Origin of the sequence: Serratia sp. BNK-12 (assembly GCF_047456085.1) — a bacterium.
Taxonomy (GTDB): Bacteria; Pseudomonadota; Gammaproteobacteria; order Enterobacterales; family Enterobacteriaceae; genus Serratia; species Serratia liquefaciens.
Map to the genome: position 1 here is coordinate 3,637,943 of NZ_CP179896.1, position 24,139 is coordinate 3,662,081.

The following is a 24,139-nucleotide window of genomic DNA, read 5'->3' on the forward strand; positions in this document are numbered from 1 at the left end:
GGCTACAGTTAAGGAATCTTAATAGGATATGTCAAGAAAGGGAGTCAAACCTAAAGCCGGTATGGGAGTTATCTCCCATACCGACAAAAATCTATGCAAACCCCGAAATTAACGCCAGCGTTCTGCCGCCCAGGCAGCCTGCTGTTCCGCGTCGTGGAAGGTCCAGGCTACAAAACGGCTGATCTTTTGCCCCTGCGCCATCTCAATGGTGCGCACTTCTGCGGCGCCAGCTAGCTTCAACGCGTGGTAAATAGATGGCAAAGTGGTGTTTTTGGAGATAAGCGAGGTGAACCACAGGCAGTTTTGCGCCTTACTCACGCTTTCCTCTACCATTTTACGCACGAAGGCTTCTTCGCCGCCTTCGCACCACAGCTCGTTATTTTTGCCGCCAAAGTTCTGTACCGGCTTATCCGCCACCTCACCCTTGCCCAGCTTATGCAGTTTGCGGCGGGTACTCGCCTGTGCTTCCTGCTCTGAACCGTGGAACGGTGGGTTACACAACGTGGCGTCGAACTTCTCCGCCACGCCAATGATACCGTTAAAGATAAACTCAGGCTGTTTTTGCAAACGTAAACGTACGCTGTTTCTCAGTGTCGGGTTCATCTCGACAATCATTTTGGCCGAATTGAGCGACACCGGGTCGATCTCTGAACCGGTAAAGCGCCAGCCGTATTCACGCAGGCCGACGATCGGGTAAATGCAGTTGGCGCCAATGCCTACGTCGAGGATCGCCACGCCTTTACCACGCGGTATCTCGCCGCCGTTGCTGGTCGCCAACAAGTCGGCCAGGTGGTGCAAATAGTCGGCGCGTCCTGGGATCGGCGGACACAGATAATCGGCGGGAATATCCCAATGTTCGATACCATAAAAATGTTGCAGCAACGCACGGTTGAGCATTTTAACCGCCGCCGGATCGGCAAAATCTACCGAAATATCGCCCCAGGCATTCGGCTTGACGAACGGCTCCAGCGCAGGGCAGCTGGCGATCAGCGCCGGGAAATCATAGCGCGAGCGATGACGGTTACGCGGGTGCAGGCCGCTTTTCTGCTGCGGGAAGGTTTTCTTTTTTTCCACCGTGACGGGCTCTCTTAAAGGTATTTCTGGCGCGTAAGATACCATAAAGCAGCGGCAAACTTGCAGCCGACGGGAAACCCGTCAGAATAAAAGTTCTGTTTAGCCACCCTGGGTCACTTATGAGCAGTCAGTCCCAATATTACTACGAGCCCGCGACAGGCCATGGTCTGCCGCACGATCCCCTGAACGCCATCATCGGCCCACGCCCCATCGGGTGGATCTCATCGGTCAGCGCGAGCGGCCAGCGCAATCTGGCCCCCTACAGCTTTTTCAACTGCTTCAACTACCGCCCGCCGATCATCGGTTTCGCCAGCAGCGGTTGGAAAGACAGCGTAGCAAACATCGTCGAAACCGGGGAGTTTGTCTGGAATCTGGCGACGCGCCCGCTGGCCGATGCCATGAACAACAGCTCGGCCAGCCTGGCCCGCGGTGAAGATGAATTTGCCTTTGCCGGCGTGACACCGCTGCCCAGCCGTCGGGTGAAAGCGGAAAGGGTGGCGGAAAGCCCGGTGAACTTTGAATGCCGCCTGTCACAGTGCATTCAGTTGCAAAGCGCCGACGGAGAAAAGGTGTATACCTGGCTGGTACTGGGAGAAGTGGTCGCGGTACATATCGATTCGTCACTGCTGGACCAACACGGCGTTTATCAGACCGCTGCTGCCGAGCCTATCCTGCGCGCCGGCGGGCCGACGGCCTACTATGGCATCTCGGAGCAACACCGTTTCGATCTGGTTCGCCCGGATGCGCAAAAACGATAATAAACGGCCCTTTCTTCCTCTGAAGGGAGGGCTCAATTAATAATCAAATAAATTGAACGATATTATCAATACTCTCCGATTTCATCCTTCCTGTCACTGCGCAATAATCACTCCATCGAAAGGCAAGCGCCTTTCTCCCTTAAAAACCAGACAGGAATGACTATCATGAAAAACATCAAAACTTTTGCTGCTGCTATCGCTCTGAGCGCCGTCTCTTTCACTTCTTTTGCTGCCGACTACGTCAGCGCACAAGATGCCACACAGTTTGAGAAGGCCGGTGTGATCTCTGCCAGTGGCGCGACCGACCTGAGCAGCCTGAAAGCGCAACTGTCCGCCAAAGCCGATGCGGCCGGTGCCAAAGCGTTCACCATTACCTCCGCTGGCGGCAACAACCTGATGCACGGCACCGCGGTAATCTACAAGTAATTAACGGATTACAATGAAAAAGCCCGCCGATACGCGCTATCGGCGGGCTTTTTTATGGCTATTTAATTCAGGCGGGCATTAATCGCCGCGGCGAAATCACGGCACATCTTTTCATCGCCTTCGGCGTTATCGGCCAGCACGAGATCGCCATCCACCACGCGGATATGTGCCGCCAAATCGAAGTCTGCCGCCGGCTGTGGCCGGGCAACTGCAGCCGCTATGGTTTGCTGTGCAGCCTGCCAGGCCTGCGCCACCGTCTGGTTGCAGGCCTGCGCCAGATAGTCCGGGTTGAAACCTTCACCGGTCAAACTCCGCAGCGTGTCATCGTGGCTGACACCATTACCCGGCAGCCAGTAATGACGCGCCAGATCCGGACCAATTGCCGGGTTATCGGTAAGGTAACCGTCGCGCTGCAAGAAGAAGTGTCGCGTCTGCTCAACTGCCATCAGCGCCAGCAGATAGCCCTGATATGAGCAGGCCGATTCCAGCGACAGCAAATGCGGGATCGCCAGCGTCGGCCGCGGGCTGCCGCTGATGCCCAATATTTTTTGCTCAACTTCGCGTGCCAGTGCGGTTATCGCTTCCGGGGTGCGCTGTTCGTCATCCCACTGATACAACGCCCACTCAAAGTAAGGCACCAGTAAAATATGACGTTCGTTGAACGCACGCATCGGCTGACGCGCAGCGATGCTGGCCTCAATCAACGTATCCGGCACGGCCTCACCCGCCGCGTTTTTCGCATAGCGTTTCAACCAATCGGCGTCGTCCAGCAGGCTGTCACAGAACATCGACTGGGTTTCGGCGTAGGCCATCGAGGTCGGGGGGAATTCCTGCGAAAAACAGGGCGCATTCTGGCAGATATTGGCAAAGTGTGCGGCGTGACCGCCTTCGTGGAACAAGGTATTTAAACCATGAGCCCCGCTACCGACCTGATCCGGCTGCGCCAGGCTGGTAAAGTTAATGCGTGCCGGTAGCCATTTGCCCTGCTGGATAAACGGCGGCACTGGCCCATGCATAAACCCGTTTTCATACTTGCCCTCACGCACCAGCAGATCGAGATCCATCTGCGCACCGCGAAATCCGATATGCAGCCGTTTAAAGCTGTTGATCCAACGCTCCAGCGACTGGGCAAACGGGAAGTATGGATCCAGTTGGCGGGTCACATCACCGGCGCTGGCAAAACGTACGTTCCAGGGTTCCAGTGCCTGTTCACCCTTCTCCGCCGCCAATTGCTGCAGGCTGCGTGAGTTGGCTTCGCGAGTTTGCTGCTCGAAGCGATCAAGGATGGCGAACAGCTGTTCCGGCGTCATACGCTCGGTTTTGTTCACCTTGTAGTCAAAATAGTTACGAAAGCCCATCTGGCGAGCAAAACGGTTTCGCAGGCTAATCAGCTCCGGCAGGCCGTTATGCAACAGCCACTGCTCCAGTTCACGCAGCGCGTTCTGCGAGCTGCGGCGATACTCTTCATTTTCATTGGTCGCCTGATTGGTCAACAGCTCGCCGAGCGAGGCATTTACCCGCTGCCCGGCGGCATTCAAGTGGCTGACCGGGTTAGCCTTGCGGCGGGTATAAAGATCCGCCTCAGCGCTGATGATTTGATCCAACAGCGTTTGAGCCTCGGCATCTTCAATCGCGTTGCAATCAAAAAAGCGTAGCCAACCGTTCAGCCCGTGCTGCAGCGCATCTCGCTGAGCATCCTGCGGCAGGGCCTCCAGCCCGGCCAACAGTTGACGAATTTCCGCTAACCGACGCGGCTCGGCGATAAAACGCTTATAGGCGCTTTCCGCCGCCGAGAAGCGGGCCGAAACGCCCTCACCGCCAATGCCCATATAGTTTTGCCAAAACAAATCTTCCTTGGTGCGGTGCACCTCAAGATAGTCCTGATTCAATTGATTGAAGTAATCGAGAGCCTGTTGCATAACCATCCTTTCAGCCGATTAGCGAAATATTCCAGTATAGACAAGGGTTTTACGCGCTGCGTAAACGTTCAAGTCCCTGTTCCAGGGTGTCGACTTCACCGGCGGCCAACAGGCAGCAGGCGATCTGGCGTTGGATCGCCAGCGGGATCGCCACGTCCCCCGCCAGGCAACGCTCAGTCCAGCGAGCGGTGGTTTCTGCATCCTTGGCTGCCGGCAGCTCCGGCGTGGGATCCTGCTCCGGACGCTCCAGCAACACTTGCTGCTCGCCGTTAACGATGTAATGGATCTGCGGGCAGCGCTGAGGATTGGCGTACGCCTCCCCTTCGGTGCCGTGCATCAGCAAGCCACGGGCGCCAATTTGACGGAAGAAAGAAGCCACCCGACCGACGTATTCCGGATGCGACACGCTGGCAATGCGCAACACATCCTGTTCACCAAACGGCGTTGCCAGTTTGGCCAGCGTATGGGCGCTGTTACGTACCCCCATGCGCCAGCGCAGGCCAAGTTGCAGATCCAAAGGGGCAGACAGCGCCGAGACCGGGATAAACACCGTTTCGCCGTTATCCAAACGCCGTTGGGCATGGGCAGCGTCTGGCGACCAGGGCAGGCCCAGCGCCTGAAAAGTTTCCGCGCTGGTAACCCGGGTACTGTCGTCCAGCACGCCGTGCACCACTACCGGCAACCCGACGCGCGTCAGCAACAACGCCAACAGCGGTGTCAGATTCGCCTGCTTGCGCGCTCCGTTATAGCTTGGCAGTACCACCGGCATCGGCCGTCCCTGCGGCACCTGCAGACGCATCACCTGTTGCTGCATCGCCTGATAAAAACCGAGCATTTCCTCTTCGGCTTCGCCTTTAATCCGCAGGGCGATCAGAATACCGCCCAACTCCAGTTCGCCCACCTCACCGGCCAGCATCTTTTGATAGAGCTGGAAAGCGGTTTCCCGATCCAGATCGCGCGCATGGTTTTTGCCACGGCCGATTTCTTTGATAATTTTGGTGTAATCCATCGTTCTGCTGTCCCCTGATCCAATCTGGGATCAGCATACCCTATCCGCGTCGACGCTCAACCTCATCCGCCAGTTGCTGCTGGTCCGAATCGCCTGCTCGCAGCCCGGCGATCACCCCATCAGCGTCTTCGGCACTGCGGTTTTGGCTCATTTTCCATTTGCCCAAACGCTCGGTTACGGCTATCTCAATGCCGACAATGCCCTGGTTCTGTGCGGCAATATAGTGGGCCGGAGCATCTTCCATTCGCCAGGGTTCAGGTTGATGCCCCTCCTGCAGCGCAGTTAAACCCTCCAGCTGTTGTCGCAGCCAGCGGGCATCTTCCGTGATCCGTGGCGTACCGCGCAGCTGTACCACGCTGTAATTCCAGGTGGGTACCACTTTGCCGCTCCGGCGTTTGGTCTCATACCAACCAGGGGAAATATATCCGTCTCTTCCCTGAAAAATCACCAGGCACTCACTGGCAGCCTGCAACAGCCGCCAATGGGAATTGGCACGGGACAAATGCGCCCGCAGCAGGACGTTGCCCTGCTCATCGGCATCGATTAAAAAGGGCAGCGGATCCGCCACCAGGCCCTGCTCCCCCTGGCTGATTAACATGCCGAGCGGGTTGGCGCGCACCAGCGCAATTTGAGCGTCCAGTTGGTCTTCACGGAATGAGGCAGGCAGATACATTACCTTGGCTCCTTGGGGATTTACGGTTGGCGGTAAATAGCAATAACACCCGCCATGGGTTTACTGAAGGGCCAGTTTGCGTTGTTTTTGGATGATCCACCTCAGCAAGCCGAAGGCAACGGCCATCGCCAGCAGGTTGTAAACCATCGCGCCGGCAAACGCCTGTCCGTAACGTTCTGCGCCAGCACCGCCCGCCAACAGGGGAACAAAAAACGCGCCGCTGGCGGCAATCCCCAACGCCCCGCCCACCTGCTGCACGGTCGAAATGACCCCCGCGGCCATCCCGGCCTGATGCTCTTTCGCCAGCCCGAGCACCAAATTAAGCAAAGGCGTCATGCTCAGCGCCTGGCCGAAGCCCAGGATCACCAGCCCCGGCAATAACCACAACGGCTGTACCAATGCCGCACCCGACAGCACCTCCACCACCAACAGCGCCATGCCGGCGGCATAGACTGCGACGCCAAGCGCCAGCACGCCGTTCCCCCACCGTTGCACCAGCCCCGGTGCCAGGAACGAGGCCAACATAAATGCCGCACTGGCAGGGGCAAACAGGCTACCGGCCTGAAACGGCGTCAGGCCTATTCCCGCTTGCAGCAGCAGGGCAAAACACAGAAAGAACGAAGAGGCGGTCGAGTAAATCGCCAGCACCACGGCCACCCCCGGGGTAAAACTGCCCTGCCGCAACAGCGCAGGATCCAGGACCGCATCCCCAGAACGCTGCGCCAGACGCCGCTCCCAACGAATAAAAGCCCAAAGCATGCCAATTCCGCAAGCCAACGCCGGTAATACCCACCAGGGCCAGCCGCGCGATGGCCCTTCCAACAAGGGCACTAGCAGCAACAGCAAACCGGTCGCCGCCAACAGCAAGCCCATGCCGTCCAGCCGCTGTGCTTGTTCAAGACGTGACTCGGGAATGCGACGCGCCGCCACGATTGCCAATACGCCGATCGGCAGATTGATCAGAAAAATCATACGCCAGCTGCTGCCGAAAACATCGGCTTCAATAATAAACCCGCCGAATATCTGGCCGAAAATCGCCGCCAGCCCCAGCGTCATCCCCAGCCAGGCGAAGGCGCGCCGCCGCTGATGTGGGTTGTACAATACGCGCATCAACGCATATATCTGCGGAAATAGCAGAGCCGCGGCGGCCCCCTGAAGAAAACGCGCAACGATCAGCATACTCAGTGACGTAGCCATACCGCACAGCGCCGACGTCAGCGTAAACCCCAGCATGCCGAGGCTAAACATACGCTGTCGCCCAAAGCGATCGCCCAGACGTCCACCGGCAATCAACAACACGCCGAATGCCAACTCATAACCGGCAATGATCAACCCCACGCCAGCGAAACTGGCCGCGAACTGCTGCTGGATCACCGGCGCCGCGACGTTCACCACAAACAGGTCAAACACCGTCACAAAGCCGCCCAACAGCAACACCGGTAACCCCACCAGACGACGATCGCCTTGTGCTAATGACTGTTCCATACGTGCCTCCAAAGATTACGATGGCGGCAGTATGGAACATGTCATAAACTGTTACTATATAGCCAGTTATACTATTACTAACAGCAACAGGACGACCGCTATGCCACCGCGTACCCTCAACCGAACCCGTCAGGATCTGGCGGATTTTCTGCGTCAAAAACGCGAGAAGCTGTCACCGCAGGCCGTCGGCTTACCGAGCGGCACGCGTCGCCGTACGCCGGGGTTGAGGCGCGAAGAAGTCGCCGCGTTGGCAGGCGTAGGATTGACCTGGTACACCTGGCTGGAGCAGGGGCGGGAAATCAACGTTTCGGTCGATTTTCTGGAAAATCTGGCGCGGGTTTTAAAGCTGGATGCGACCGGGCGCTACCATCTGTTTTTGCTGGCGCATCAACGCCCGCCGATACCGGTCGGTCATCAGTGGTGTCAGGTTTCACCGCTGGTGCGCCGCTTGCTGGACGATCTGCAACTGCGCCCGGCTTACGTGATGAATCTGAGCTGGGACATCATCGCCTGGAACCCGGCGGCGGAACGGCTATTCGCGATTGGCGATCGCCCGGCGGATCAGCGCAATATGCTGTGGATGCTGTTTGCCGATCCCCAACTCAATCAACGGCTGGTGGAATGGCAAGCGCAGGCACCGCAAATCCTCGCCAGCTTCCGCCGCGACTATGCGCGTGCGCCACAAGACGCCACCATGCAACAGCGGGTGCAGGCGCTAGAGCAGGTTTCGCCTCAGTTCCGTCAGCTATGGCAACAGCATGACATTCACGGTCGCTGCCAGGGAGAACGCACGTTCATTGTGCCGGGCGCCGGCCAGGTAACCTTCGAACATGCGTCGTTTATTGTCGATGAAGAAAATCATTTGCGGCTGGTGATGTACAGCGCGCTACCGCAATGCCCGGCCAGCGCGGCTTTTGAAGCATCCTTACAGGCGTAAGGCTATTTGCGGCTGTCAAAAATCAGCTTGCAGGCCAGCCCGGCGAACACGCCGCTCAACAGGTAATTCGGCCAGCGCGCACTGAAGCGGCGGCCGATAAAACGGTTTTTCATGCCGCTGACCGCCAGGATCAACCCACCGTTAATCACCAACCCCACCAGATTTAACACCGTCGCCAGCAACAGCATTTGTACCACCAGCGAACCGGCGTGTGGATCGATAAACTGTGGGAACAGCGCTAAAACGAACAGCGCCATTTTTGGGTTAAGAATGTTGGTGAATAATCCCTGCCGGAAAATGCGTGCAGCCGGTACCGCGGCTAATCCCGCAGAAGCCTGCAAACTGCTGCCGGATCGCAGCGTTTTCCACGCCAGATACAGTAAATAGGCTGCCCCCAACATACGCACCGCATCATAGGCCAGCGGGACCGCGACAAACAGTTGCGACAGGCCTAACGCCGCCGCCAGCGCGTGGCAATAGGTACCCAGTTGGATCCCCGCCAGTGACGCGAAACCGGCACGGCGCCCCTGGCTAACGCTGCGCGAGGCAATCAGCAACATATCCGGCCCAGGGGTCATCGTCAGCGCCAGACAGGCCCCGGAAAACAGCAAAATGGTGGAAGCATCGATCATAAATCACCCGTACGCAGCATGGTGGGAAGCAGGCTTTATCATAGCCGCGCCACCGGCGTTTACCAGCGCCAAATCACTGCCACGGCGCTTTGGGGGTGAAGGCCGCCAGCAGGGCATCAATGGCGACCCTCACCCGTAACGGCATGCCGGTCCCTTTTAGCCAGACCACGTTAATCGCCAGCCCTGCACCGCAGCTGCCAGGTAAAACCTCACGCAACGTCCCGGCCGTCAGCGCATCATGCGCCAGCCAACGCGGCAGCATGGCAACTCCCTGACCGGCGCAGGCAGCCCCCAGCACCGCCTCCATATTGCCCAATCTCAAACGGGCCGGTGGCAACAGTCGCTGAGCTTTACCCTGTTCATCCAGCAAATGCCACGGCTGGCTACGCCCATCACGCAGTAAGCCAATCGCCTGATGCTGCGACAGTTCTGCTAGCGTGCTCGGTTCCCCCTGTCGTGTCAGATAACCCGGTTCAGCACAGAGTATTTGCCGCTGCTCACCCAGTTGCCGCGCGGTGATGGCCGCGGCATCACCCGGCGAACCGATCCGCACTGCCAAATCGATCCCCTCTTCCGCCAAATCTGCCGCACGGTTGGAAAACAACGCTTCAATGTGCAATTTCGGGTAACGGTCCGCCAATGCCAGCAGCGGCGGCATCACCCACTTTTGGCCGAACAGCACCGGCAGCGATACCCGCAGTCGTCCCTCCGGCGTTTGGGCCCGAACCGCCAGCTGGTTTTCCGCCGCTTCCAGCGCCGCCAGCGCCTTCAGGCAATCGTCATAGAACAACTGCCCTTCATCGGTCAGCGACAGGCTGCGCGTGGTGCGTTGGAACAACCGCACCTGCAGCCGCTGTTCCAGCCGAGCCACGGCTTTACCCACCGTTGAACGCGAAAGGCCCAGTTGCTCGGCGGCACGGCTAAAACCACCGGCCTGCACCGCCTGCACAAAAGCGCGGATTGCATGTAATCGTTCGCTGGAAATCATGATACCTGCCCTATTGGCGATATTAATTCGCCTATTAAACGATGAAACAACGCCACTGGCTACCGCCTTCGCTGAGTAAACTGGACGCACTCTTCTCTGCCAGGAAACCCCTATGAGCGAACGCAGTGAAATTCTGACCGACAGCGGCACGCCCCAACTATGGCGTCTGCTGATTGGCATCAGTATCGCCAGCTTTTTGGGCTGTATCGATTTCACCATCGTCAATACCGCCATCCCCGCGATCCAGCGTGAGCTGGCCGCCAGCCTGAGCAGCGTACAATGGGTGATGACGTTGTTCGTGATGGCACTGTGCGCCTTTATGGTCAGCGCCGGGCGGCTGGCGGATCTGTATGGCCGTCGTCGGGTGTTGTACTGCGGAATGCTGACGTTCGCCGCCGCGTCGTTGGGCGCCGGGCTCTCAGGCAGTATTGAGCTGCTCAACGTCTGGCGTTTTGTGCAGGGCGCCGCCTGCGCGGTACTGTACACCGCCACTACGGCCATTGTCGCCGATGCCTGGCCGCCGCAGCAGCGCGGTCGTGCAATCGGCATTTTGCTGGCGGTCAACGGCCTGGGTCTGGCGATCGGCCCGGTGGCCGGTGGCCTGTTGGTCGGTTCCCTGGGCTGGCGCTGGGTGTTTCTGTTGAACGTGCCGCTGATTGCGCTGAGTTTCGCCTTCTGCCTGGGAAGCGTTCGAGAGTCTCGCGCCCAACAAGGCAGCAGGCTGGATATCCCCGGTTTATTGCTGTTGGTGATCGGCGTTGCCGGGCTGCTGCTGGTCATCAGTCAGGGCAGCCAATGGGGATGGCTGAGCGCAAAAACCGGGTTAACGGCTGCACTGGCGCTCGCCGCGCTCGGCCTGCTACTGCCGGTTGAACGACGGGCACATTCGCCGCTGGTACCGCTGGTTTTGCTGCGGCGTCCCGCCTTTTTGCGCGTTTGCCTGATGAGCGCGCTATTGGCCTTTTTCTACTGCGCCGCTTTCTTTTTGATGCCGATCTACCTGGAGAACACCCGCCACTACCAGGGAACGATGCTGGGACTGTTGTTGCTGCCAACCACCGCGGTGATGGCAGCCCTCTCGCCCTGGGTCGGCAGATGGGTGGATAAATCCGGCCCACGCGCGACGTTGATCCTCGGTTTTACCGCCCTTGCCGGCTCCGCCGCCCTGCAAAGCCGGTTTAGCGTCGACAGCCCGCTGCCGCTGCTGCTCGGGGCCTTCGCCCTGATGGGGATGGGCTGGGGCTGCATTCTCGGCCCGCTGGTGTTGGCGACGCTCAACAGCGTCAGCGAGTCGCAAAGCGGCGGCGCGTTAGGCATCACCTGGACACTGCACAATCTCGGCGGCGCCGTTGGCCTGGCGGTGGCGACCCTGATTTACCCGAGCTACGGCTACACGCCGGTGATGTTGTTGCTGTTGGCGCTGTCATTGTTCGGGGGCCTGCTTGCCGCCTGGCGCAGCCGCTAGCCGAACACGGCGCTCCCCCAGCAGGTTCATGCCTGCCGCCGCCAGCAAAATGAGGGCAGCGCCGGCAAACTGCAGCGCCACCAATCGGTGACCGAACGCCAGGCGATCCACCAGCATGGCGGCGATCGGATAAATAAACGACAGCGAACCTGTCAGGTTGGTCGGCAACTTTTGGATCGCGCCATACAGCAACACATACATGATCCCGGTGTGCAATACGCCCACCGTCACCAGCATGCCCCACTGTCCGGCATTGGCCCGCGCGTGGAAATCTACCATCGGCAACAGCATCAGCGCGCCGACCGTTACCTGGATCAAGGCGATCAGGTGCGGTGGCGTCCCTTTCAGCCGTTTGGCGGCCAGCGCCATCAGCGCGTAAAAAAATGCCGCGCCCAGCGACAACAAAATGCCCATCAGGTAGTTGTTCTGTCCACCGGCCTGTTTGGGCTGCGCCAACACCACCAGCGTCATGCCGATAAACGCCAATACCAACCAAAACAGCTTACGCAGGGTCAGCTTCTCGCCGAGAAACAGCGCCCCCAGCGCCACCAGCATGAACGGCTGCGTGTTATACACCGCCGTCGCGATGGAGATCGACGCATAGGAATAGGCAGCAAACAACAACAGCCAATTAACCACCAGCGCTACGCCGCCGGCGATTGCCACCAGCAACGTAGTACGCGTCAGGCTGTCGCGCCGCAGCTGCCCCAGCGCAGCACAAATGGCCAGTAGCACCAGCGCCCCTACCGCACAGCGCCAGAACACCACGTTGATCACCGGCTGGCCGGACATCAGCACAAACCAGCCGATGGTACCGGAAATCAACATCGCGGCGATCATCTCCAGCGAGCCGCGTTTTATCTCTGCATTCATCTTAGTTTCCTCACAGTAAGCCTATGCACTTAGCTTGCGGCTTTCCTACAGCGGTTTCCATGGCATAAAAAAGGCAATAATGCTTAAATTCCTTTTTAATTAAGGCATGAATTGAAAAAAACCTAATGGAGAGCCTATGGATGCTATCGATCGTCAAATCCTGAACCTGCTGGCAGAGGATGCGCGGGTATCGCTGAAAACCCTCAGCGCCAGCGTCGGGTTGTCATCACCCAGTACCTCGGAGCGGCTGCGGCGGCTGGAGGAGAGCGGCGTGATCCAGGGCTACACCCTGAACGTCAATTTGCAGGCGTTGGGCTACGCTTTTCAGTCGCTGGTGCGCATCAAACCGCTGCCGGGCATGCTGAAAAAGGTCGAGCAAATGATTCAGGAGATCCCGGAGGTGGTTGAGTGTGACAAGGTGACCGGCGAAGACTGCTTTATCGTGCGTCTGGTGGCGCATTCGATGGAGCAACTCGACCAGATCCTCGATCGGCTGGCCGAGCGCGCACAGAGCAATACCTCCATCGTCAAAACAACGCCGGTGAAACGTCGCCTGCCGCCAATGCTGTGATTAACGGGTACGTTTGCGGGCGAACGGGCCCTTGCGCTTCTTGCTCTTTTTCTCCGCTTCGGCGGCGGATTTAAGCGCTGCCTGGTGTGCCTTGTCGGCTTCAGGCACCTCACGCTGTTCGATGGGGAACACCGGCAATGCCGCCAGCAGGCGCGAGCCGTAGCTTTTGGTCAGCAGGCGGCGATCGTAAATCACGATCTCGCCGTGGCATTCATTGCTGCGGATCAGTCGGCCCACCTGCTGGATCAGGTTGAACGAAGCGCTCGGCAGGCTTTGTACCTCGAAGGGATAACGCTTCAGCGACTTCAGCCACTCGCCTTCGGTCAGGATCACCGGGCTGTCGATCGGCGGGAAGGCGATCTTGTGAATATGCACCTGGGTCAGCAATTCCCCTTTCAGATCCAGCCCTTCAGCAAACGACTGTAGGCCGATCAGCACGCTGGCAGTGCCTTTTTCGACCCGCTTGCGGTGCTCTTCCACCAAGCGATAACGCGGTTGATCACCCTGTACCAACAGCATCAGGCGCAAATCGGTCACGTAGCTGAGGAAGGTCTGCATCGCCCGATGACTGCTGAACAGGATCAGCATGCCCTTGTGTTTGCCGCTGGCCTGCTCGGCGCGGAAAAAGCGCGCCATCTCTTCCAGATGCTCAGCTTCGTTGGCCATCGCCGGTTCGAAACGCATGTTCGGGATGACAATCTTGCCCTGCTCAACGTGGTTAAACGGCGAAGACAGGGTTTCGAAACGATCGCCGGCTTTCTCGCTCAGCCCGCTCATTTCCTGCAGGCGCGCAAAGCTGTTCAATGAACGCAGGGTCGCCGAGGTGACGACCACATGCGGCACCTTGCGCCACAACAGCTTTTCGAGCTGGTCGCTGACGCGAATGCCTACGCAGTGCAAATACAGGTGCGTCACGTTATCGCGCAAATCGCGCGTGACCCATTTGGAGATCGGCGCATTGGAAGACTTGTCCAGCGCCGCCAGCCGCCACAGTTTGCTCATCGCTTCCAGATAACCCAGGGTGCGGCTCATCTGAATGATTGAACGGTGCAGTCGCACAATGTCGTGCTTACCGGTTTGCTCGCTGAGATCGTTGAGGATAAATTCCGCCACCCCACGCAACGCGTCAGTCAGCTTGAACAAGCGTGCGCTGGTTTCCACCATCTCCGCAGGCAGTTCGCCCATTTCAAACCGGTGTTCGGCAATCACGGTGTCGGTCGGCAGATAGGCGCTGACCTGATGCTCAAAAATCTGGATCAGCTCACGCATCTCTTCGCAGTGATTTTTCAAACGTTCGTCGTTGGTCAGCCCCGGTGGGCTTTTCGGGCGATATTGCGTCATGCACTGTTCAACCTGACGCACGATCATGTCCAGTTGCAAATTGGTCGACAGCGCGGTGATTTCGCCGTCAATCTCTAGCGCGTCACGCGCCACTTCCGGCAGGTGATGACCTTCGTCCAGCACCAGCAACAGCTCTTTCGGGTTGGGCAGTACCGATTCCGTTTCCAGCGCCGCCATCACCAGCGCATGGTTAGCCACCACCACGTCGGCGGTTTCAATCTCTTTACGGGCGATATAAAACGGGCATTCGCGAATGTAATGGCAGTTACGCCCCAGGCAGTTGGCCTTGTCGGTGCTCAGTTTGATCCATAGCGGATCGTCGATCGTCAGCTGATAATGGTCTCGCAACCCATCCCACTCATGGCGGCTGAGCGCTTTGCTCAGTTTCTGGCACAGCGCCTGCTCTTCCCCGCTGGAAGGCGCCAGTTCGTCATCCAGGAACAGCGTCAGATCGCCCTGCTCGCTGACGTCGGTGCTCAATGCCGCCAGATTACGCGGGCAAACATAGCGCCCGCGGCCAAAGGCACCAGTGAATTTCAAATCGGGAATGATCTTCTTCAGCAACGGCAAATCCTTGCTGTAGATCTGATCCTGCAACGCCACGTTGGCGGTACTGACCACCAGGGGTTTGCTCTCCGCGCGGCCTACGGCGATCCCTGGGATCAGGTACGACAGGGTTTTGCCCACGCCGGTCGGCGCCTCAATCGCCAGGTGGCGCGGATAATCTCCGGCCAGGGTTTTCGCGACTTCGGCGATCATCTGCCGTTGCGGTGCACGGGAAATAAAATCCGGTATTTGTTGCTGCAGGGCTTTGTACCACTGGCCAATCTGATCTTTAACTGCGGGGGAGAGCGCCATTCAACTCTGTATCTCAACGAAATGATGGCGCTATTGTCCCACAGACCGTCGGCTGCGTCAGCCTAGCCTTCGATCATTGAGGCGCGACCCGCACTGAACGACCACTCGTCCTGTTGGGTGGTGGTAATCACTACCATCACATCTTGCGGGCTCAACTGCAGGTTTTCTTCCAGCAACGCCGCCAACCGCTGATAAAAACGCTGCTTGGTGGCGGTATCGCGCGGACGGCCAATGGTGATGTAAAACAGCACATAATCCGCCGAACGTGGGCCGCCGAGATAATTGGGATCGTAAATCAGCTCGCCGGGGCGGTATTGATCAATGGCCTGAAACTTGTCGGCCGGCGGCACGCTAAAAGTCTCGACCAGCGCCTGGTGCAGGCTGTCAGATAAGGTTTTCAGGTATTGCGCTGACTTGCCCTGATGCAAAGCGATACGGCTGAATGGCATGGGACTACTCCTGTTTCAATTCGCGCAGGCGTGCCACGGCAGAGGCCGCCGCTGGCCAACCGGCATAAAACGCCAGATGAGTGATCGCCTCGGCGAGCTGTTCAACGCTCACGCCATTGCGTTCGGCCAGTTGCAGATGAAACGGCATCTGCTCCACGCGGTTGAGCGCCACCAGCGCCGCCACGGTGATCAGACTGCGCTCGCGCGGCGTAAGCCCCGGTCGCTGCCATACATCGTCGAATAATACGCTGTCGCTGAGCTGTGCCAACTTGGGGGCAATGTCGCCAAACGCCTGCTGGCCAGCCTGTTGGGAAGGTTGCATCTTGCACTCCTGCTGCTTAAGGGAAGCTTTACGCTACCCTCAACCTGCATGGGTGAAAATCGGGATTTTCAGCATCAATCATTCACATAAACAGGACAATAAGCCCTCCTGATGCGCTGAAGGAAGTCGTCAACGTATAAATCTCACGCATGATTTTTGGCAGCGACCTGATGGGCATCACGGGGAATTCTAGGCGCCCGTAGAAGAAACAGACGCTTTCCGCGAGATTTTTAATCGTTCGACATGGAAATGAATATTTTGTCATAAATAGATCACATAACTACGGTAAAAAATCCTCGCTGCAAACAAACAGGCGGCACAGTGAAACAGCAGTACTACTGATGATAAGCGTCTTTCAATCGAATAAAGCAGGGTAAATCATGAAACGTAATCTTCTGGCCGTTATTATTCCGGCACTTTTAATTGCGCAGACAGCACAGGCAGCAGAAATCTACAATAAAGACGGCAACAAACTTGATTTTTACGGCCGCGTAAAAGCACTGCACTATTTCTCTGACGATGCCGGTAATGATGGCGATAAAACCTATGTGCGTATCGGTTTTAAAGGCGCTACTCAAATTAACGATATGCTGACTGGCTATGGCCAGTGGGAATATCAAATAGCAGCCAACCACTCTGAATCTGACGGCACAAAAGATACCAAAACCCGTTTGGGCTTCGCCGGTCTGAAATATAAAGATATCGGTTCATTCGACTACGGCCGCAACTACGGCATTATCTATGACGTCGGCGCCTGGACGGATATGCTGCCTGAGTTCGGTGATGACGCCTACGTCAAAACCGACAACTTTATGAATGGTCGTACCAACGGCGTGGCAACCTACCGTAACAATGACTTCTTCGGCCTGGTCGAAGGTCTGAAGTTCGCGGTACAGTACCAGGGCAAGAACGAAAACGACGGCCGTTCCAACAGCAAGGCGAACGGCGACGGTTGGGGTCTGTCTTCCAGCTATGAAATCATCGACGGCCTGAGCGTGGGTGCCGCCTATGCCTCTTCCAACCGTACTGCCGGGCAAAAAGCGGGTACCTTCGGTAAGGGCGACAAAGCTGATATTTGGGCCGGCGGCCTGAAATACGACAACAACGATGTTTACCTGGCAGCAACCTATTCGCAAAGCCGTAATATCGCGCCAATCTCCGGCACCGCCACTATCAATAATAATTCCACTTCCGTAAGCGGCTTTGCCAATAAGGCGGAAGGTCTGGAATTGGTTGCGCAATATCAGTTCGACTTCGGTCTTCGTCCATCGCTGGGTTATGTTCAGCAGAAAGGCAAAGATATTGAAGGCATCGGCGACGCCGACCTGGTGAAATATATCGACGTTGGCGCCTACTACTATTTCAACAAGAACATGTCGACCTATGTCGATTATAAAATCAACCAACTCGACAGCGATAACAAGCTGGGTCTGAAAGACGACAACGTGATTGCCGTCGCCCTGACCTACCAGTTCTGATGTGATGAATAACCACCACTGCAAACCTTAGCTTCACTTTATACCCAGAGTTACTTCGCCGGGCGGCAACGCCCGGTTTTTTCATTTGTGCTTTTACCGCCTGTTCCTGCCTCATTTACCGCTGCATATCCCGTAACCGCACGCGGAAACTTGCCTTATAAAACAATCGGGTCTAGATGTATAGCTTCCGCCTTAGACAGGGAAAGCTCATGCACACCGATGAAAGCTTCGAGTACCAAAGCGCCCTGCGCTACAGCAGCGACGAGCTGGCGCAGATCCTTTGTCATTGTTTTGAAAACTATATTGTACGTTTCGTGATTGACGGTGATACCTTCGCCCGCCGTTTTGGTGCCGAAGACCTCAGCCTGAACGACAGTATTATCGTTACCCACCAGCAACAACCGGTAGCGCTGGCGCTGATCAGCCGCCGTGGCCTGCACAGCCGGATATCGGCACTCTCCATCCGTCCGGAAATGCGCGGCAAAGGCTTGGGAAAAGCCTTGATGAAACGCATTGTCGCCGACGCGCATCAGCGCGGCGATCGTCAACTGTCATTGGAAGTGATTGAAGGGAACGAGGCTGCGTTGGCGCTCTACCATCGGGCCGGGTTGCAAATCGTCCGCACGCTGACCGGGCATCTGGCCGCTACGCCGGTACTTGACGAAGTTGCGCAGTTGCAAGAGATCGACCCGCTGTTCGTCTCTCACCGCCTGATTGCCGAGGGTGCCACCGACCTGCCCTGGCTGATCGCGCCGGAGACGTTGTTCAAGCTACCCGGCAAACCCCATGCTTTCAGCCTTGGCCACCAGGCCTATGCGGTGGTGCAGTTGGGCGCCGACAAGTGCTTTTTGCGCATGATCTACGTGCCGCCGCAGCACCGCAGTCAGGGCCATGCCCGTACCATGCTGGCTGCATTACAGGCGAAGTTTGCGCCGTTACCGCTGGTAGCCAACGTTTACGTTCCTGAAGTGGCCGCCCCCTTCTTCGACCGACTCGGCTGGCAGCAGGACGCGTTGCGCCAGTTTGAAATGACGATGACCTTGAACACACCACAATAACAATCAGAGAGTGATTTATTTATGGCAGGAATAATGAGACAGAAAATGGCCCTCGGCGCGGCGATCGGCATTGCGCTGGTGACCCTGACCGGCTGCGTGCAGCCAGCAAAAACCGATCGGCAGGCACAACAGCAGTTGGCTGAGCAATCCGTGCTGGCGCTGAACTGGTTCCAGCAATCCGGCGAATATCAGGCGCTGACGCACCAGGCCTTCAACAGCGCCAGGCTGGCCTTTGATCAGGCCAAGGCCGCGCCGGGCAAGAAGAAGGCCGTGGTGGTCGATTTGGACGAAACCATGCTGGATAACAGCCCTTATTCCGGCTGGCAGGCGCAGCAGGGCCAACCTTTCGCCGCTGCCACCTGGGCGAAGTGGTCACAGGCGCAACAGGCCGGCGCGGTGCCAGGTGCCGTGCAGTTTGCCCGCTACGTCAACAGTCATCAGGGCACCATGTTTTACGTCTCCAACCGCAAACAGTCTGAATACGCCGCCACGCTGGCCAATATGCAAAAATTGGGCTTCACCGGCATGTCGGAAAAAACCGTGCTGTTAAGCGGTGATACCTCCAACAAGCAGGCGCGTTTCGACGCAATCAAGAACGCCGGTTACGACATCGTGGTTTACGCCGGTGACAACCTGAACGACTTCGGCGCCGCGACCTACCACAAAGATAACGCGCAGCGGCGGGCGTTCGTCGCCGACAACCAAAGCAAATTCGGCACCGAGTTTATCGTGTTGCCCAACCCGTTGTACGGCGATTGGGAAAGCGGCATGGCGAAGGACTATAACAAGCTGACGCCAGAGCAAAAGCTGCAGATTCGCCAACAGGCAATCAAGGCCTGGAACGGACAGTAACCTCCCAAGCCTTGCAGGGACGGCGCTGGCTGCGTTCTGATTAAGGGGGCGATACGGGTACAACCGCCACATGGGTTACAGATCTGACCGGCCACATAGGTAACACTTTCGTCTAATCGATACGGATAATACTGTGCTTAGCTCTGTCGTAATAAGCCGGTATCATCCGGTCGAACAACACGACATCCAACCCTTCACCCACTTCTTTAAGCATCACATATTCTCCCCGTAACGCCTCGCTGACAAACAGTCTTTTACCGAGCCGTATATCTCCTTTTTCAGCCACCTTGTACAACCGGGCTCCTTCCGGATAATTGACCTCCGGTATCCGTCCGTCCCACTGCCGGGGTGAAGGTGTCCACACCGAAGAAGGCGTTGCTCCTCCCAGTGCCGCATGCGGCCTTTCATGATTAAATTCATAACGATAATCACTGAACCATGCCTGTTGTTCTTCCATCGTTTGCCGGATGTTGTTATGGCTTAGGCCAGCCTTTAACGAACGGTGCATCCGTTCATGACGGCCATTTTGTTCCGGGTGGCCTTTCTTTATACGCTCCGGGTAAATACCTAACTTTATCATCCATACACTGAGACTACTCAGCCCGGCTATACCCGTTCCGGCAAAGGGCGCCCCATTATCAGTTCGCACAACCTCTGGCAGACCATACTCATGGAAGGCTCTCTCAAAACAGGCTCGAGTGAACAGCAGGTTTTCTGACGCGCTAGCCTCACATGCCAGAAGATAACGGCTATGGTTATCGGTCAGTGTAAAAGGGCGACAGTACTCCTGACTGAGTAGCCTAAATTTACCTTTAAAGTCAGCACTCCAGACCTGATTGACGGCCTGAATATCAGTGAGCGCATGCGTATTTTCGGGAGTTTTTCTGCGTTTTATCCTGTCTGGGACAAGGCCTTCGCGTTTGAGAATATCGCCAATCGTACTGCCTGCGGGAACGTCAAAAGGGATTTCATGGTTGAGAAGCCACTGACGAATTTTATTTGGGCCCCAGTCAGGATGAGCACGACGAAGGCTAATGAGGCAGTTAATGACGTCGGATGAATGTTGCCGTGAATGAGTCAGAGGTGCACGGGAATGGTCCTCAAGAGAGGAGACGTCATCGGGCTGAAAACGCTTAAGCCACTTGTAACCCGTTTTACGGCTGATACAAAAATGCCTGCAGACAGCGGAAAAAGAATCCCCGCTGGTCTGACAGGCATGAATAAATTCAAGGCGTTTCATGGTAACGGTCTCGGTCCAGGGCATAGTGAATTACCTCCGCTATGCCAGTCTATAACTGTTACCCATGTGACCGGTTAAAAGTGTTACCTATGTGACCGGTTTGTACCACGTTCGCCCCCTTAGGCGATAACGCTTGAAAAACGACGGGGTAGTCAGAGCAATTTATACATATAACTGGTGGCGTCCAGCGCACCGCCATTGCTGGCGCGTGCGTATTGCGGAATGCTGCCCGCCAGTTGAAAGCCCAGCCGACGGTACAGGCCTTCCGCCGTGTCGCCGGTCAGGGTATCCAGCACCAGTAAATGCCGTTGATGCTCAACCGCCAGCTGTTGCACCTGCAACATCAGGCTGCGGGCAATGCCCTGACGGCGAGCATCCGGGTGCACCATCAGCTTCACCACCTCCGCCCGGTGGCGGCCGTTATCAGGCATATCCAGCAGCAGTTGCACCGTACCGACCACCCTTCCGGCATCTCGATCTCGGGCCACCAGCAGCAGCCTTTCCTTCCGTTCAATAGCCGGCAACAGACGGTGCCAGAACGCCTGCGCCTCCTCAACGCTAAACGGCATGACAAAACCGATGCTCGCCCCCTGCGAGACGCTGGCATGCAGCATCGCCGCCAGTTCAGGGATCGCACTCTGTACCGCACTGACGTTCAATTGCTGTATCTCAACCATGATTATGGCCTGCAGATAACGAGGGTGTAATGGGCCGGCTCGGGGCCGGGTGCATGAAATTTTGAAGCGCCGAACAAGCGGTAACGCAGGCAATCGCCCGGTTCTAGCTGAAAAGTTCGCGCCTCCAGCGTCAATTCAAGCCGGCCTTCCAGCAGCCATAAATGGTGTTCAAGCGCGTGAATCGAAGGGGCGTCATAAGCGATCACCGCGCCGGCCTCCAGCGTGCCCTCGATAAATTCCGCCTTATAGAGGGCGGCGGGCGGTGATACCGAACGACGATGAAAACCGCTGGCGCGATCAACCCACACCGTCTGCTGTTCGCGATGCAGCAACTCTGGCGGTTCGTCCTCAACCTCGCTGAGCAGCCGTGACATGGTCAGCCCATACGCCGCGCACAGTTTGTTCAACAACGAGGCGGTCGGGCTGGTTTCCGCACGCTCAACCCGCGATAGCGTTGCCCGGCTGATGCCGGTTTGCTGCGCCAACGCTTCCAGCGACCAGCCCTGCTGCTGGCGTAAATCAGACAGCCGTTGCGCCAAGCGAAGGTCGGCGCTGTCCACTCCGTTATCCATGGTCTCTATAGCCCTGATATGAAAAATCCCATATGAGAGAAATAATCTCAAATACGGGATTCGTCAATCAGATTTTGAAGTAAACCCTGCGAAGTTATAAAAACCAGCAGGCGGCACCCGTCTTATTCAGGACGAACGCATTCGCTCACAGGGGTGGCAGAGAGCGACAACCCCGGCGATGCCAGCGCAATTTCGGCATCGCTGGTTGCCACAACAGGTGGAGTAATCGCCGCACAGCGCCAGGCGCTAAAGACCGCCAGCAGCGGCGCCAAGGCAAACAGCAGGAATAACCAGCGCGCGGCGGAGGCGGCACCCGGTGCCCCACCCGGCACGTTCAGCCCGGCCAGGTTGGCGACCATTCCCGCCAACGCGGCACCGAACGCGGTGGCAAACAGTTGCACCGTAGTGATCGACGCGCCGGCAATATCCTTATCCGCCTCTGGCGAGACTTGCAGAATACGCGTCAGCAGATGTGGCCAGCCAAAACCGATACCAAACCCCACCACTGTCAGAGCGATGACAATCGGCGTCAGTGCCGACCAATGACCACCGGAAGGCGTTGGCATCAATACGCCCAGGGCCAATAGCCCGACAAACACAAACAGCGGCCCGCTGATAATGGCCCGACGCATACCCGCACTGCGCCAGCCCGAACTGAGGATCTCCGACAGCGTCCAGCCCGCCGCCATGGTGGCTGCGATATAGCCGGAAATCAGCGGTGACTGCCCGTGCAGCGTTTGCAGAAAATAAGGCACGAAGATTTCGCTGGTCATGCCCACAACCAGCAGGGAAACGGTGATATACAACGAAGCCAGAGGGGAACCGCGGCGTAAAGCGCCTTGAGGCAGTAGACGGGCGCGGGAGTGTGCTTCACGGCGAATCAGCCAAACCATCATCAGCACGGCCAATGCAATACCGCCAAAATTGACCCAGGCGCTGTCGGCCAGGCTGCCGGCGGATACCACCAGCACCGCCACCGCCAGCAGCAACAGCTGGGCTACCGGCAGCGGCGCTGCCTGCTGTTGCGGTTTGCCTTTCGGCAGGATCAGGAAGGTGAACCCGGCGTACAACACCATGATTGGCAACAGGATGCCGAAGGCCCAGCGCCAGGCGTTCAGTTCGGCGAAAATGCCGCCCACCGCCGGCCCCACCAGCGTAGCAATACCCCACATCGCCGAAATCAGCGCCATTGCCCGCGGCCAAAGTTTTTGCTCGAACACCAGGTTGATCATGGCGTACGAAAGCGCGAAAATCAGCCCGCCGCCGAACCCCTGCACGGTGCGACCTATCAGCATCACCGGCATCGACGGCGCCAATGCACACAGCATTGCCCCGGCAATAAAGAACAGCGACGCCACCAGATAGGCACTGCGTGCACCGTAACCACTGAGCAGACGTGCAGATAACGCCGATCCGAGAATCGACGCCACCACAAACAGCGTGGTGTTCCAGGCATACAGATTCAGGCCACCAATATCCTGCACCACCGAGGGCAGAATGGTGGTGGCGACCAGAATATTGATCGCATGCAGCGCTACGCCGAGTGAGAGCGCGATCGCACTGGCGCCATTTTTGCCGGAGAATAAGTCGGCCCAGCGGCTATCATCGTTGGTTATCACGGTTGTCGTCCTGTTTTCAGAGGAAGGGCATTGAGTTAATAGTGATATTGCGTTAAATTTAACAAGAGTTAACTTGGAATAATGGTAGGGCGAGGCGGAGAAATATGTCAAGAATAAACTTGGAAAATGGCGGTAGTCCCGCACAATCGGTCAGTGACCGTTTGCTGACACTATTAAAAACCCGCGGCCCACAACAAGCGTCTGATGCAGGAAAGGTTCTTGGCACCACAGGTGAGGCTGCGCGCCAGCAGTTTGTCAAACTGGCCAAAGACGGGCTGGTTGAAGCCGTGGCGGAAACCCGCGGCGTCGGCCGACCGGTGCAGCTCTGGCACCTGACCGCCGCCGGCAATGCGCGCTTTCCGGATACCCATTCAGAATTGACGGTACAGTTGCTGCGCACCGTACGCGACAAGCTGGGCGAGCAGGCGATTGAGTTATTGATCGACACCCGCGAGCAAGAAACGCGGATTAATTACAAGCAGGCGATGATTGGCGCTACCGACTTGCAGGAACGGGTTCAGCGTCTGACGGCCATTCGTTGCCGCGAAGGCTATATGGCCGAATGCCGTACTCAGGAAGACGGCTCCTTTCTGCTGGTAGAGAACCACTGCCCTATTTGCGCCGCCGCTACCGTTTGTCAGGGGTTCTGCCGTGCTGAGCTGAGTATTTTCACCGAGGTGTTGCAGGCGCAGGTTGAACGTTCCGAACATATTCTGGCCGGTGCACGCCGCTGCGCCTACCGTATTTCGCTGCTGTAATCGGCACTCGGCTCAAGGCTATCTGCAGGCTGGCGTTCTCTCTCGATTCTCATCGATTCGCCAGCCGACCTTGCCGTTAAAAAATAGTGAAAAGCGTTGCTAATC

The 24,139-nt window shown here is 57.3% G+C and carries 24 protein-coding genes; 9 read left to right on the forward strand and 15 right to left on the reverse strand.

Going from position 1 to position 24,139, the window contains the following annotated elements; all coding sequences use genetic code 11:
• Positions 1 to 108: 108 nt before the first annotated feature.
• Positions 109 to 1,074 (reverse strand): 23S rRNA (adenine(1618)-N(6))-methyltransferase RlmF, encoded by a 966-nt coding sequence (rlmF, locus tag ACMGG1_RS16885; protein WP_020825901.1) that lies wholly within the window; start codon positions 1,072 to 1,074, stop codon positions 109 to 111.
• A gap of 119 nt (positions 1,075 to 1,193) precedes the next feature.
• On the opposite strand from rlmF, the gene ACMGG1_RS16890 reads away from it, so the two are divergent.
• The gene (locus tag ACMGG1_RS16890; protein ID WP_414160874.1) at positions 1,194 to 1,832 is read left to right on the forward strand and encodes a flavin reductase family protein; all 639 of its coding nucleotides are present in this window, start codon (positions 1,194 to 1,196) and stop codon (positions 1,830 to 1,832) included.
• Between the two features lie 165 nt (positions 1,833 to 1,997).
• Positions 1,998 to 2,258 (forward strand): multiple stress resistance protein BhsA, encoded by a 261-nt coding sequence (bhsA, locus tag ACMGG1_RS16895; RefSeq protein WP_020825899.1) that lies wholly within the window; start codon positions 1,998 to 2,000, stop codon positions 2,256 to 2,258.
• Between the two features lie 62 nt (positions 2,259 to 2,320).
• Here bhsA and ACMGG1_RS16900 read toward each other — a convergent pair whose 3' ends face one another.
• Genes ACMGG1_RS16900 through ACMGG1_RS16915 form a run of 4 tightly spaced genes read right to left on the reverse strand, consistent with a single transcriptional unit; the run spans position 2,321 to position 7,344 of the window.
• Positions 2,321 to 4,177, reverse strand: a complete 1,857-nt coding sequence (locus ACMGG1_RS16900; RefSeq protein ID WP_414160875.1) for a M3 family metallopeptidase — start codon at positions 4,175 to 4,177, stop codon at positions 2,321 to 2,323.
• Between the two features lie 49 nt (positions 4,178 to 4,226).
• Positions 4,227 to 5,186 carry a DNA-binding protein YbiB gene (gene ybiB, locus ACMGG1_RS16905; RefSeq protein WP_122077804.1) on the reverse strand — a complete coding sequence of 320 codons (960 nt, stop codon included), beginning with the start codon at positions 5,184 to 5,186 and terminating at the stop codon, positions 4,227 to 4,229.
• 40 nt (positions 5,187 to 5,226) lie between these two features.
• Positions 5,227 to 5,859, reverse strand: coding sequence for an FMN-binding negative transcriptional regulator (locus ACMGG1_RS16910; RefSeq protein ID WP_414160876.1), 633 nt, complete (start codon positions 5,857 to 5,859; stop codon positions 5,227 to 5,229).
• Between the two features lie 60 nt (positions 5,860 to 5,919).
• Positions 5,920 to 7,344: an MFS transporter gene (locus tag ACMGG1_RS16915; RefSeq protein ID WP_262215359.1), complete on the reverse strand. Its 1,425-nt coding sequence runs from the start codon at positions 7,342 to 7,344 to the stop codon at positions 5,920 to 5,922.
• Positions 7,345 to 7,444: 100 nt separating this feature from the next.
• On the opposite strand from ACMGG1_RS16915, the gene ACMGG1_RS16920 reads away from it, so the two are divergent.
• The gene (locus ACMGG1_RS16920) at positions 7,445 to 8,281 is read left to right on the forward strand and encodes a helix-turn-helix transcriptional regulator (RefSeq protein ID WP_261108226.1); all 837 of its coding nucleotides are present in this window, start codon (positions 7,445 to 7,447) and stop codon (positions 8,279 to 8,281) included.
• A gap of 2 nt (positions 8,282 to 8,283) precedes the next feature.
• Here the strand turns inward: ACMGG1_RS16920 and ACMGG1_RS16925 are convergent, their stop codons facing one another.
• Both ACMGG1_RS16925 and ACMGG1_RS16930 read right to left on the reverse strand, forming a co-directional pair.
• Positions 8,284 to 8,913, reverse strand: a complete 630-nt coding sequence (locus tag ACMGG1_RS16925) for a LysE family translocator (protein WP_414160877.1) — start codon at positions 8,911 to 8,913, stop codon at positions 8,284 to 8,286.
• Between the two features lie 73 nt (positions 8,914 to 8,986).
• Complete coding sequence (locus ACMGG1_RS16930; RefSeq protein ID WP_198640167.1) at positions 8,987 to 9,901, reverse strand: LysR family transcriptional regulator; 915 nt, start codon at positions 9,899 to 9,901, stop codon at positions 8,987 to 8,989.
• Between the two features lie 112 nt (positions 9,902 to 10,013).
• On the opposite strand from ACMGG1_RS16930, the gene ACMGG1_RS16935 reads away from it, so the two are divergent.
• On the forward strand, positions 10,014 to 11,366 hold the full coding sequence (locus ACMGG1_RS16935; protein WP_414160878.1) for an MFS transporter: 1,353 nt from the start codon (positions 10,014 to 10,016) through the stop codon (positions 11,364 to 11,366).
• Here the strand turns inward: ACMGG1_RS16935 and ACMGG1_RS16940 are convergent.
• Positions 11,325 to 12,239, reverse strand: a complete 915-nt coding sequence (locus ACMGG1_RS16940) for a DMT family transporter (protein WP_046374138.1) — start codon at positions 12,237 to 12,239, stop codon at positions 11,325 to 11,327. The genes ACMGG1_RS16935 and ACMGG1_RS16940 overlap by 42 nt on opposite strands.
• 136 nt (positions 12,240 to 12,375) lie before the next feature.
• Between ACMGG1_RS16940 and ACMGG1_RS16945 the strand changes: the two genes are divergently transcribed.
• Positions 12,376 to 12,810: an Lrp/AsnC family transcriptional regulator gene (locus tag ACMGG1_RS16945; protein ID WP_020825889.1), complete on the forward strand. Its 435-nt coding sequence runs from the start codon at positions 12,376 to 12,378 to the stop codon at positions 12,808 to 12,810.
• On the opposite strand, the gene dinG is transcribed toward ACMGG1_RS16945, so the two are convergent.
• From dinG to ACMGG1_RS16960, 3 genes are all read right to left on the reverse strand, one after another.
• Complete coding sequence (gene dinG, locus ACMGG1_RS16950) at positions 12,811 to 15,009, reverse strand: ATP-dependent DNA helicase DinG (RefSeq protein WP_174573941.1); 2,199 nt, start codon at positions 15,007 to 15,009, stop codon at positions 12,811 to 12,813. It abuts the gene before it with no gap.
• 62 nt (positions 15,010 to 15,071) lie between these two features.
• Entirely contained in the window at positions 15,072 to 15,458 is a 387-nt protein-coding gene (locus ACMGG1_RS16955; RefSeq protein WP_122077792.1) for a tautomerase family protein, read from the reverse strand.
• 4 nt (positions 15,459 to 15,462) lie between these two features.
• Entirely contained in the window at positions 15,463 to 15,780 is a 318-nt protein-coding gene (locus ACMGG1_RS16960) for a carboxymuconolactone decarboxylase family protein (protein ID WP_020825886.1), read from the reverse strand.
• A 380-nt stretch (positions 15,781 to 16,160) separates the two neighbouring features.
• On the opposite strand from ACMGG1_RS16960, the gene ompC reads away from it, so the two are divergent.
• From ompC to ACMGG1_RS16975, 3 genes are all read left to right on the forward strand, one after another.
• Positions 16,161 to 17,258 (forward strand): porin OmpC, encoded by a 1,098-nt coding sequence (gene ompC, locus ACMGG1_RS16965; protein ID WP_046374141.1) that lies wholly within the window; start codon positions 16,161 to 16,163, stop codon positions 17,256 to 17,258.
• 209 nt (positions 17,259 to 17,467) lie between these two features.
• A complete protein-coding gene (locus ACMGG1_RS16970; RefSeq protein ID WP_259216658.1) occupies positions 17,468 to 18,316 on the forward strand; it encodes a GNAT family N-acetyltransferase in 849 nt (282 codons plus the stop codon).
• Between the two features lie 33 nt (positions 18,317 to 18,349).
• On the forward strand, positions 18,350 to 19,168 hold the full coding sequence (locus ACMGG1_RS16975; protein WP_369982326.1) for a 5'-nucleotidase, lipoprotein e(P4) family: 819 nt from the start codon (positions 18,350 to 18,352) through the stop codon (positions 19,166 to 19,168).
• Positions 19,169 to 19,280: 112 nt separating this feature from the next.
• On the opposite strand, the gene ACMGG1_RS16980 is transcribed toward ACMGG1_RS16975, so the two are convergent.
• From ACMGG1_RS16980 to ACMGG1_RS16995, 4 genes are all read right to left on the reverse strand, one after another.
• Positions 19,281 to 20,408, reverse strand: coding sequence for an integrase core domain-containing protein (locus ACMGG1_RS16980; RefSeq protein WP_414160879.1), 1,128 nt, complete (start codon positions 20,406 to 20,408; stop codon positions 19,281 to 19,283).
• A 152-nt stretch (positions 20,409 to 20,560) separates the two neighbouring features.
• The gene (locus ACMGG1_RS16985) at positions 20,561 to 21,085 is read right to left on the reverse strand and encodes an N-acetyltransferase family protein (RefSeq protein ID WP_414160880.1); all 525 of its coding nucleotides are present in this window, start codon (positions 21,083 to 21,085) and stop codon (positions 20,561 to 20,563) included.
• Positions 21,086 to 21,087: 2 nt separating this feature from the next.
• Entirely contained in the window at positions 21,088 to 21,657 is a 570-nt protein-coding gene (locus ACMGG1_RS16990) for a helix-turn-helix domain-containing protein (RefSeq protein ID WP_048761487.1), read from the reverse strand.
• Positions 21,658 to 21,779: 122 nt separating this feature from the next.
• Positions 21,780 to 23,276, reverse strand: a complete 1,497-nt coding sequence (locus ACMGG1_RS16995) for an MFS transporter (protein ID WP_238387431.1) — start codon at positions 23,274 to 23,276, stop codon at positions 21,780 to 21,782.
• Positions 23,277 to 23,380: 104 nt separating this feature from the next.
• Between ACMGG1_RS16995 and ACMGG1_RS17000 the strand changes: the two genes are divergently transcribed.
• Entirely contained in the window at positions 23,381 to 24,034 is a 654-nt protein-coding gene (locus ACMGG1_RS17000) for a helix-turn-helix transcriptional regulator (protein WP_046374146.1), read from the forward strand.
• Positions 24,035 to 24,139: the final 105 nt, after the last annotated feature.

Bases quoted from the DNA above. Each gene is read 5' to 3' on its own strand.
- ACMGG1_RS16890 (WP_414160874.1), top strand. From the start codon at position 1,194: ATGAGCAGTCAGTCCCAATATTACTACGAGCCCGCGACAGGCCATGGT.
- bhsA (WP_020825899.1), top strand. From the start codon at position 1,998: ATGAAAAACATCAAAACTTTTGCTGCTGCTATCGCTCTGAGCGCCGTC.
- ACMGG1_RS16900 (WP_414160875.1), bottom strand. From the start codon at position 4,177: ATGCAACAGGCTCTCGATTACTTCAATCAATTGAATCAGGACTATCTT.
- ybiB (WP_122077804.1), bottom strand. From the start codon at position 5,186: ATGGATTACACCAAAATTATCAAAGAAATCGGCCGTGGCAAAAACCAT.
- ACMGG1_RS16910 (WP_414160876.1), bottom strand. From the start codon at position 5,859: ATGTATCTGCCTGCCTCATTCCGTGAAGACCAACTGGACGCTCAAATT.
- ACMGG1_RS16915 (WP_262215359.1), bottom strand. From the start codon at position 7,344: ATGGAACAGTCATTAGCACAAGGCGATCGTCGTCTGGTGGGGTTACCG.
- ACMGG1_RS16920 (WP_261108226.1), top strand. From the start codon at position 7,445: ATGCCACCGCGTACCCTCAACCGAACCCGTCAGGATCTGGCGGATTTT.
- ACMGG1_RS16925 (WP_414160877.1), bottom strand. From the start codon at position 8,913: ATGATCGATGCTTCCACCATTTTGCTGTTTTCCGGGGCCTGTCTGGCG.
- ACMGG1_RS16930 (WP_198640167.1), bottom strand. From the start codon at position 9,901: ATGATTTCCAGCGAACGATTACATGCAATCCGCGCTTTTGTGCAGGCG.
- ACMGG1_RS16935 (WP_414160878.1), top strand. From the start codon at position 10,014: ATGAGCGAACGCAGTGAAATTCTGACCGACAGCGGCACGCCCCAACTA.
- ACMGG1_RS16940 (WP_046374138.1), bottom strand. From the start codon at position 12,239: ATGAATGCAGAGATAAAACGCGGCTCGCTGGAGATGATCGCCGCGATG.
- ACMGG1_RS16945 (WP_020825889.1), top strand. From the start codon at position 12,376: ATGGATGCTATCGATCGTCAAATCCTGAACCTGCTGGCAGAGGATGCG.
- dinG (WP_174573941.1), bottom strand. From the start codon at position 15,009: ATGGCGCTCTCCCCCGCAGTTAAAGATCAGATTGGCCAGTGGTACAAA.
- ACMGG1_RS16955 (WP_122077792.1), bottom strand. From the start codon at position 15,458: ATGCCATTCAGCCGTATCGCTTTGCATCAGGGCAAGTCAGCGCAATAC.
- ACMGG1_RS16960 (WP_020825886.1), bottom strand. From the start codon at position 15,780: ATGCAACCTTCCCAACAGGCTGGCCAGCAGGCGTTTGGCGACATTGCC.
- ompC (WP_046374141.1), top strand. From the start codon at position 16,161: ATGAAACGTAATCTTCTGGCCGTTATTATTCCGGCACTTTTAATTGCG.
- ACMGG1_RS16970 (WP_259216658.1), top strand. From the start codon at position 17,468: ATGCACACCGATGAAAGCTTCGAGTACCAAAGCGCCCTGCGCTACAGC.
- ACMGG1_RS16975 (WP_369982326.1), top strand. From the start codon at position 18,350: ATGAGACAGAAAATGGCCCTCGGCGCGGCGATCGGCATTGCGCTGGTG.
- ACMGG1_RS16980 (WP_414160879.1), bottom strand. From the start codon at position 20,408: ATGAAACGCCTTGAATTTATTCATGCCTGTCAGACCAGCGGGGATTCT.
- ACMGG1_RS16985 (WP_414160880.1), bottom strand. From the start codon at position 21,085: ATGGTTGAGATACAGCAATTGAACGTCAGTGCGGTACAGAGTGCGATC.
- ACMGG1_RS16990 (WP_048761487.1), bottom strand. From the start codon at position 21,657: ATGGATAACGGAGTGGACAGCGCCGACCTTCGCTTGGCGCAACGGCTG.
- ACMGG1_RS17000 (WP_046374146.1), top strand. From the start codon at position 23,381: ATGTCAAGAATAAACTTGGAAAATGGCGGTAGTCCCGCACAATCGGTC.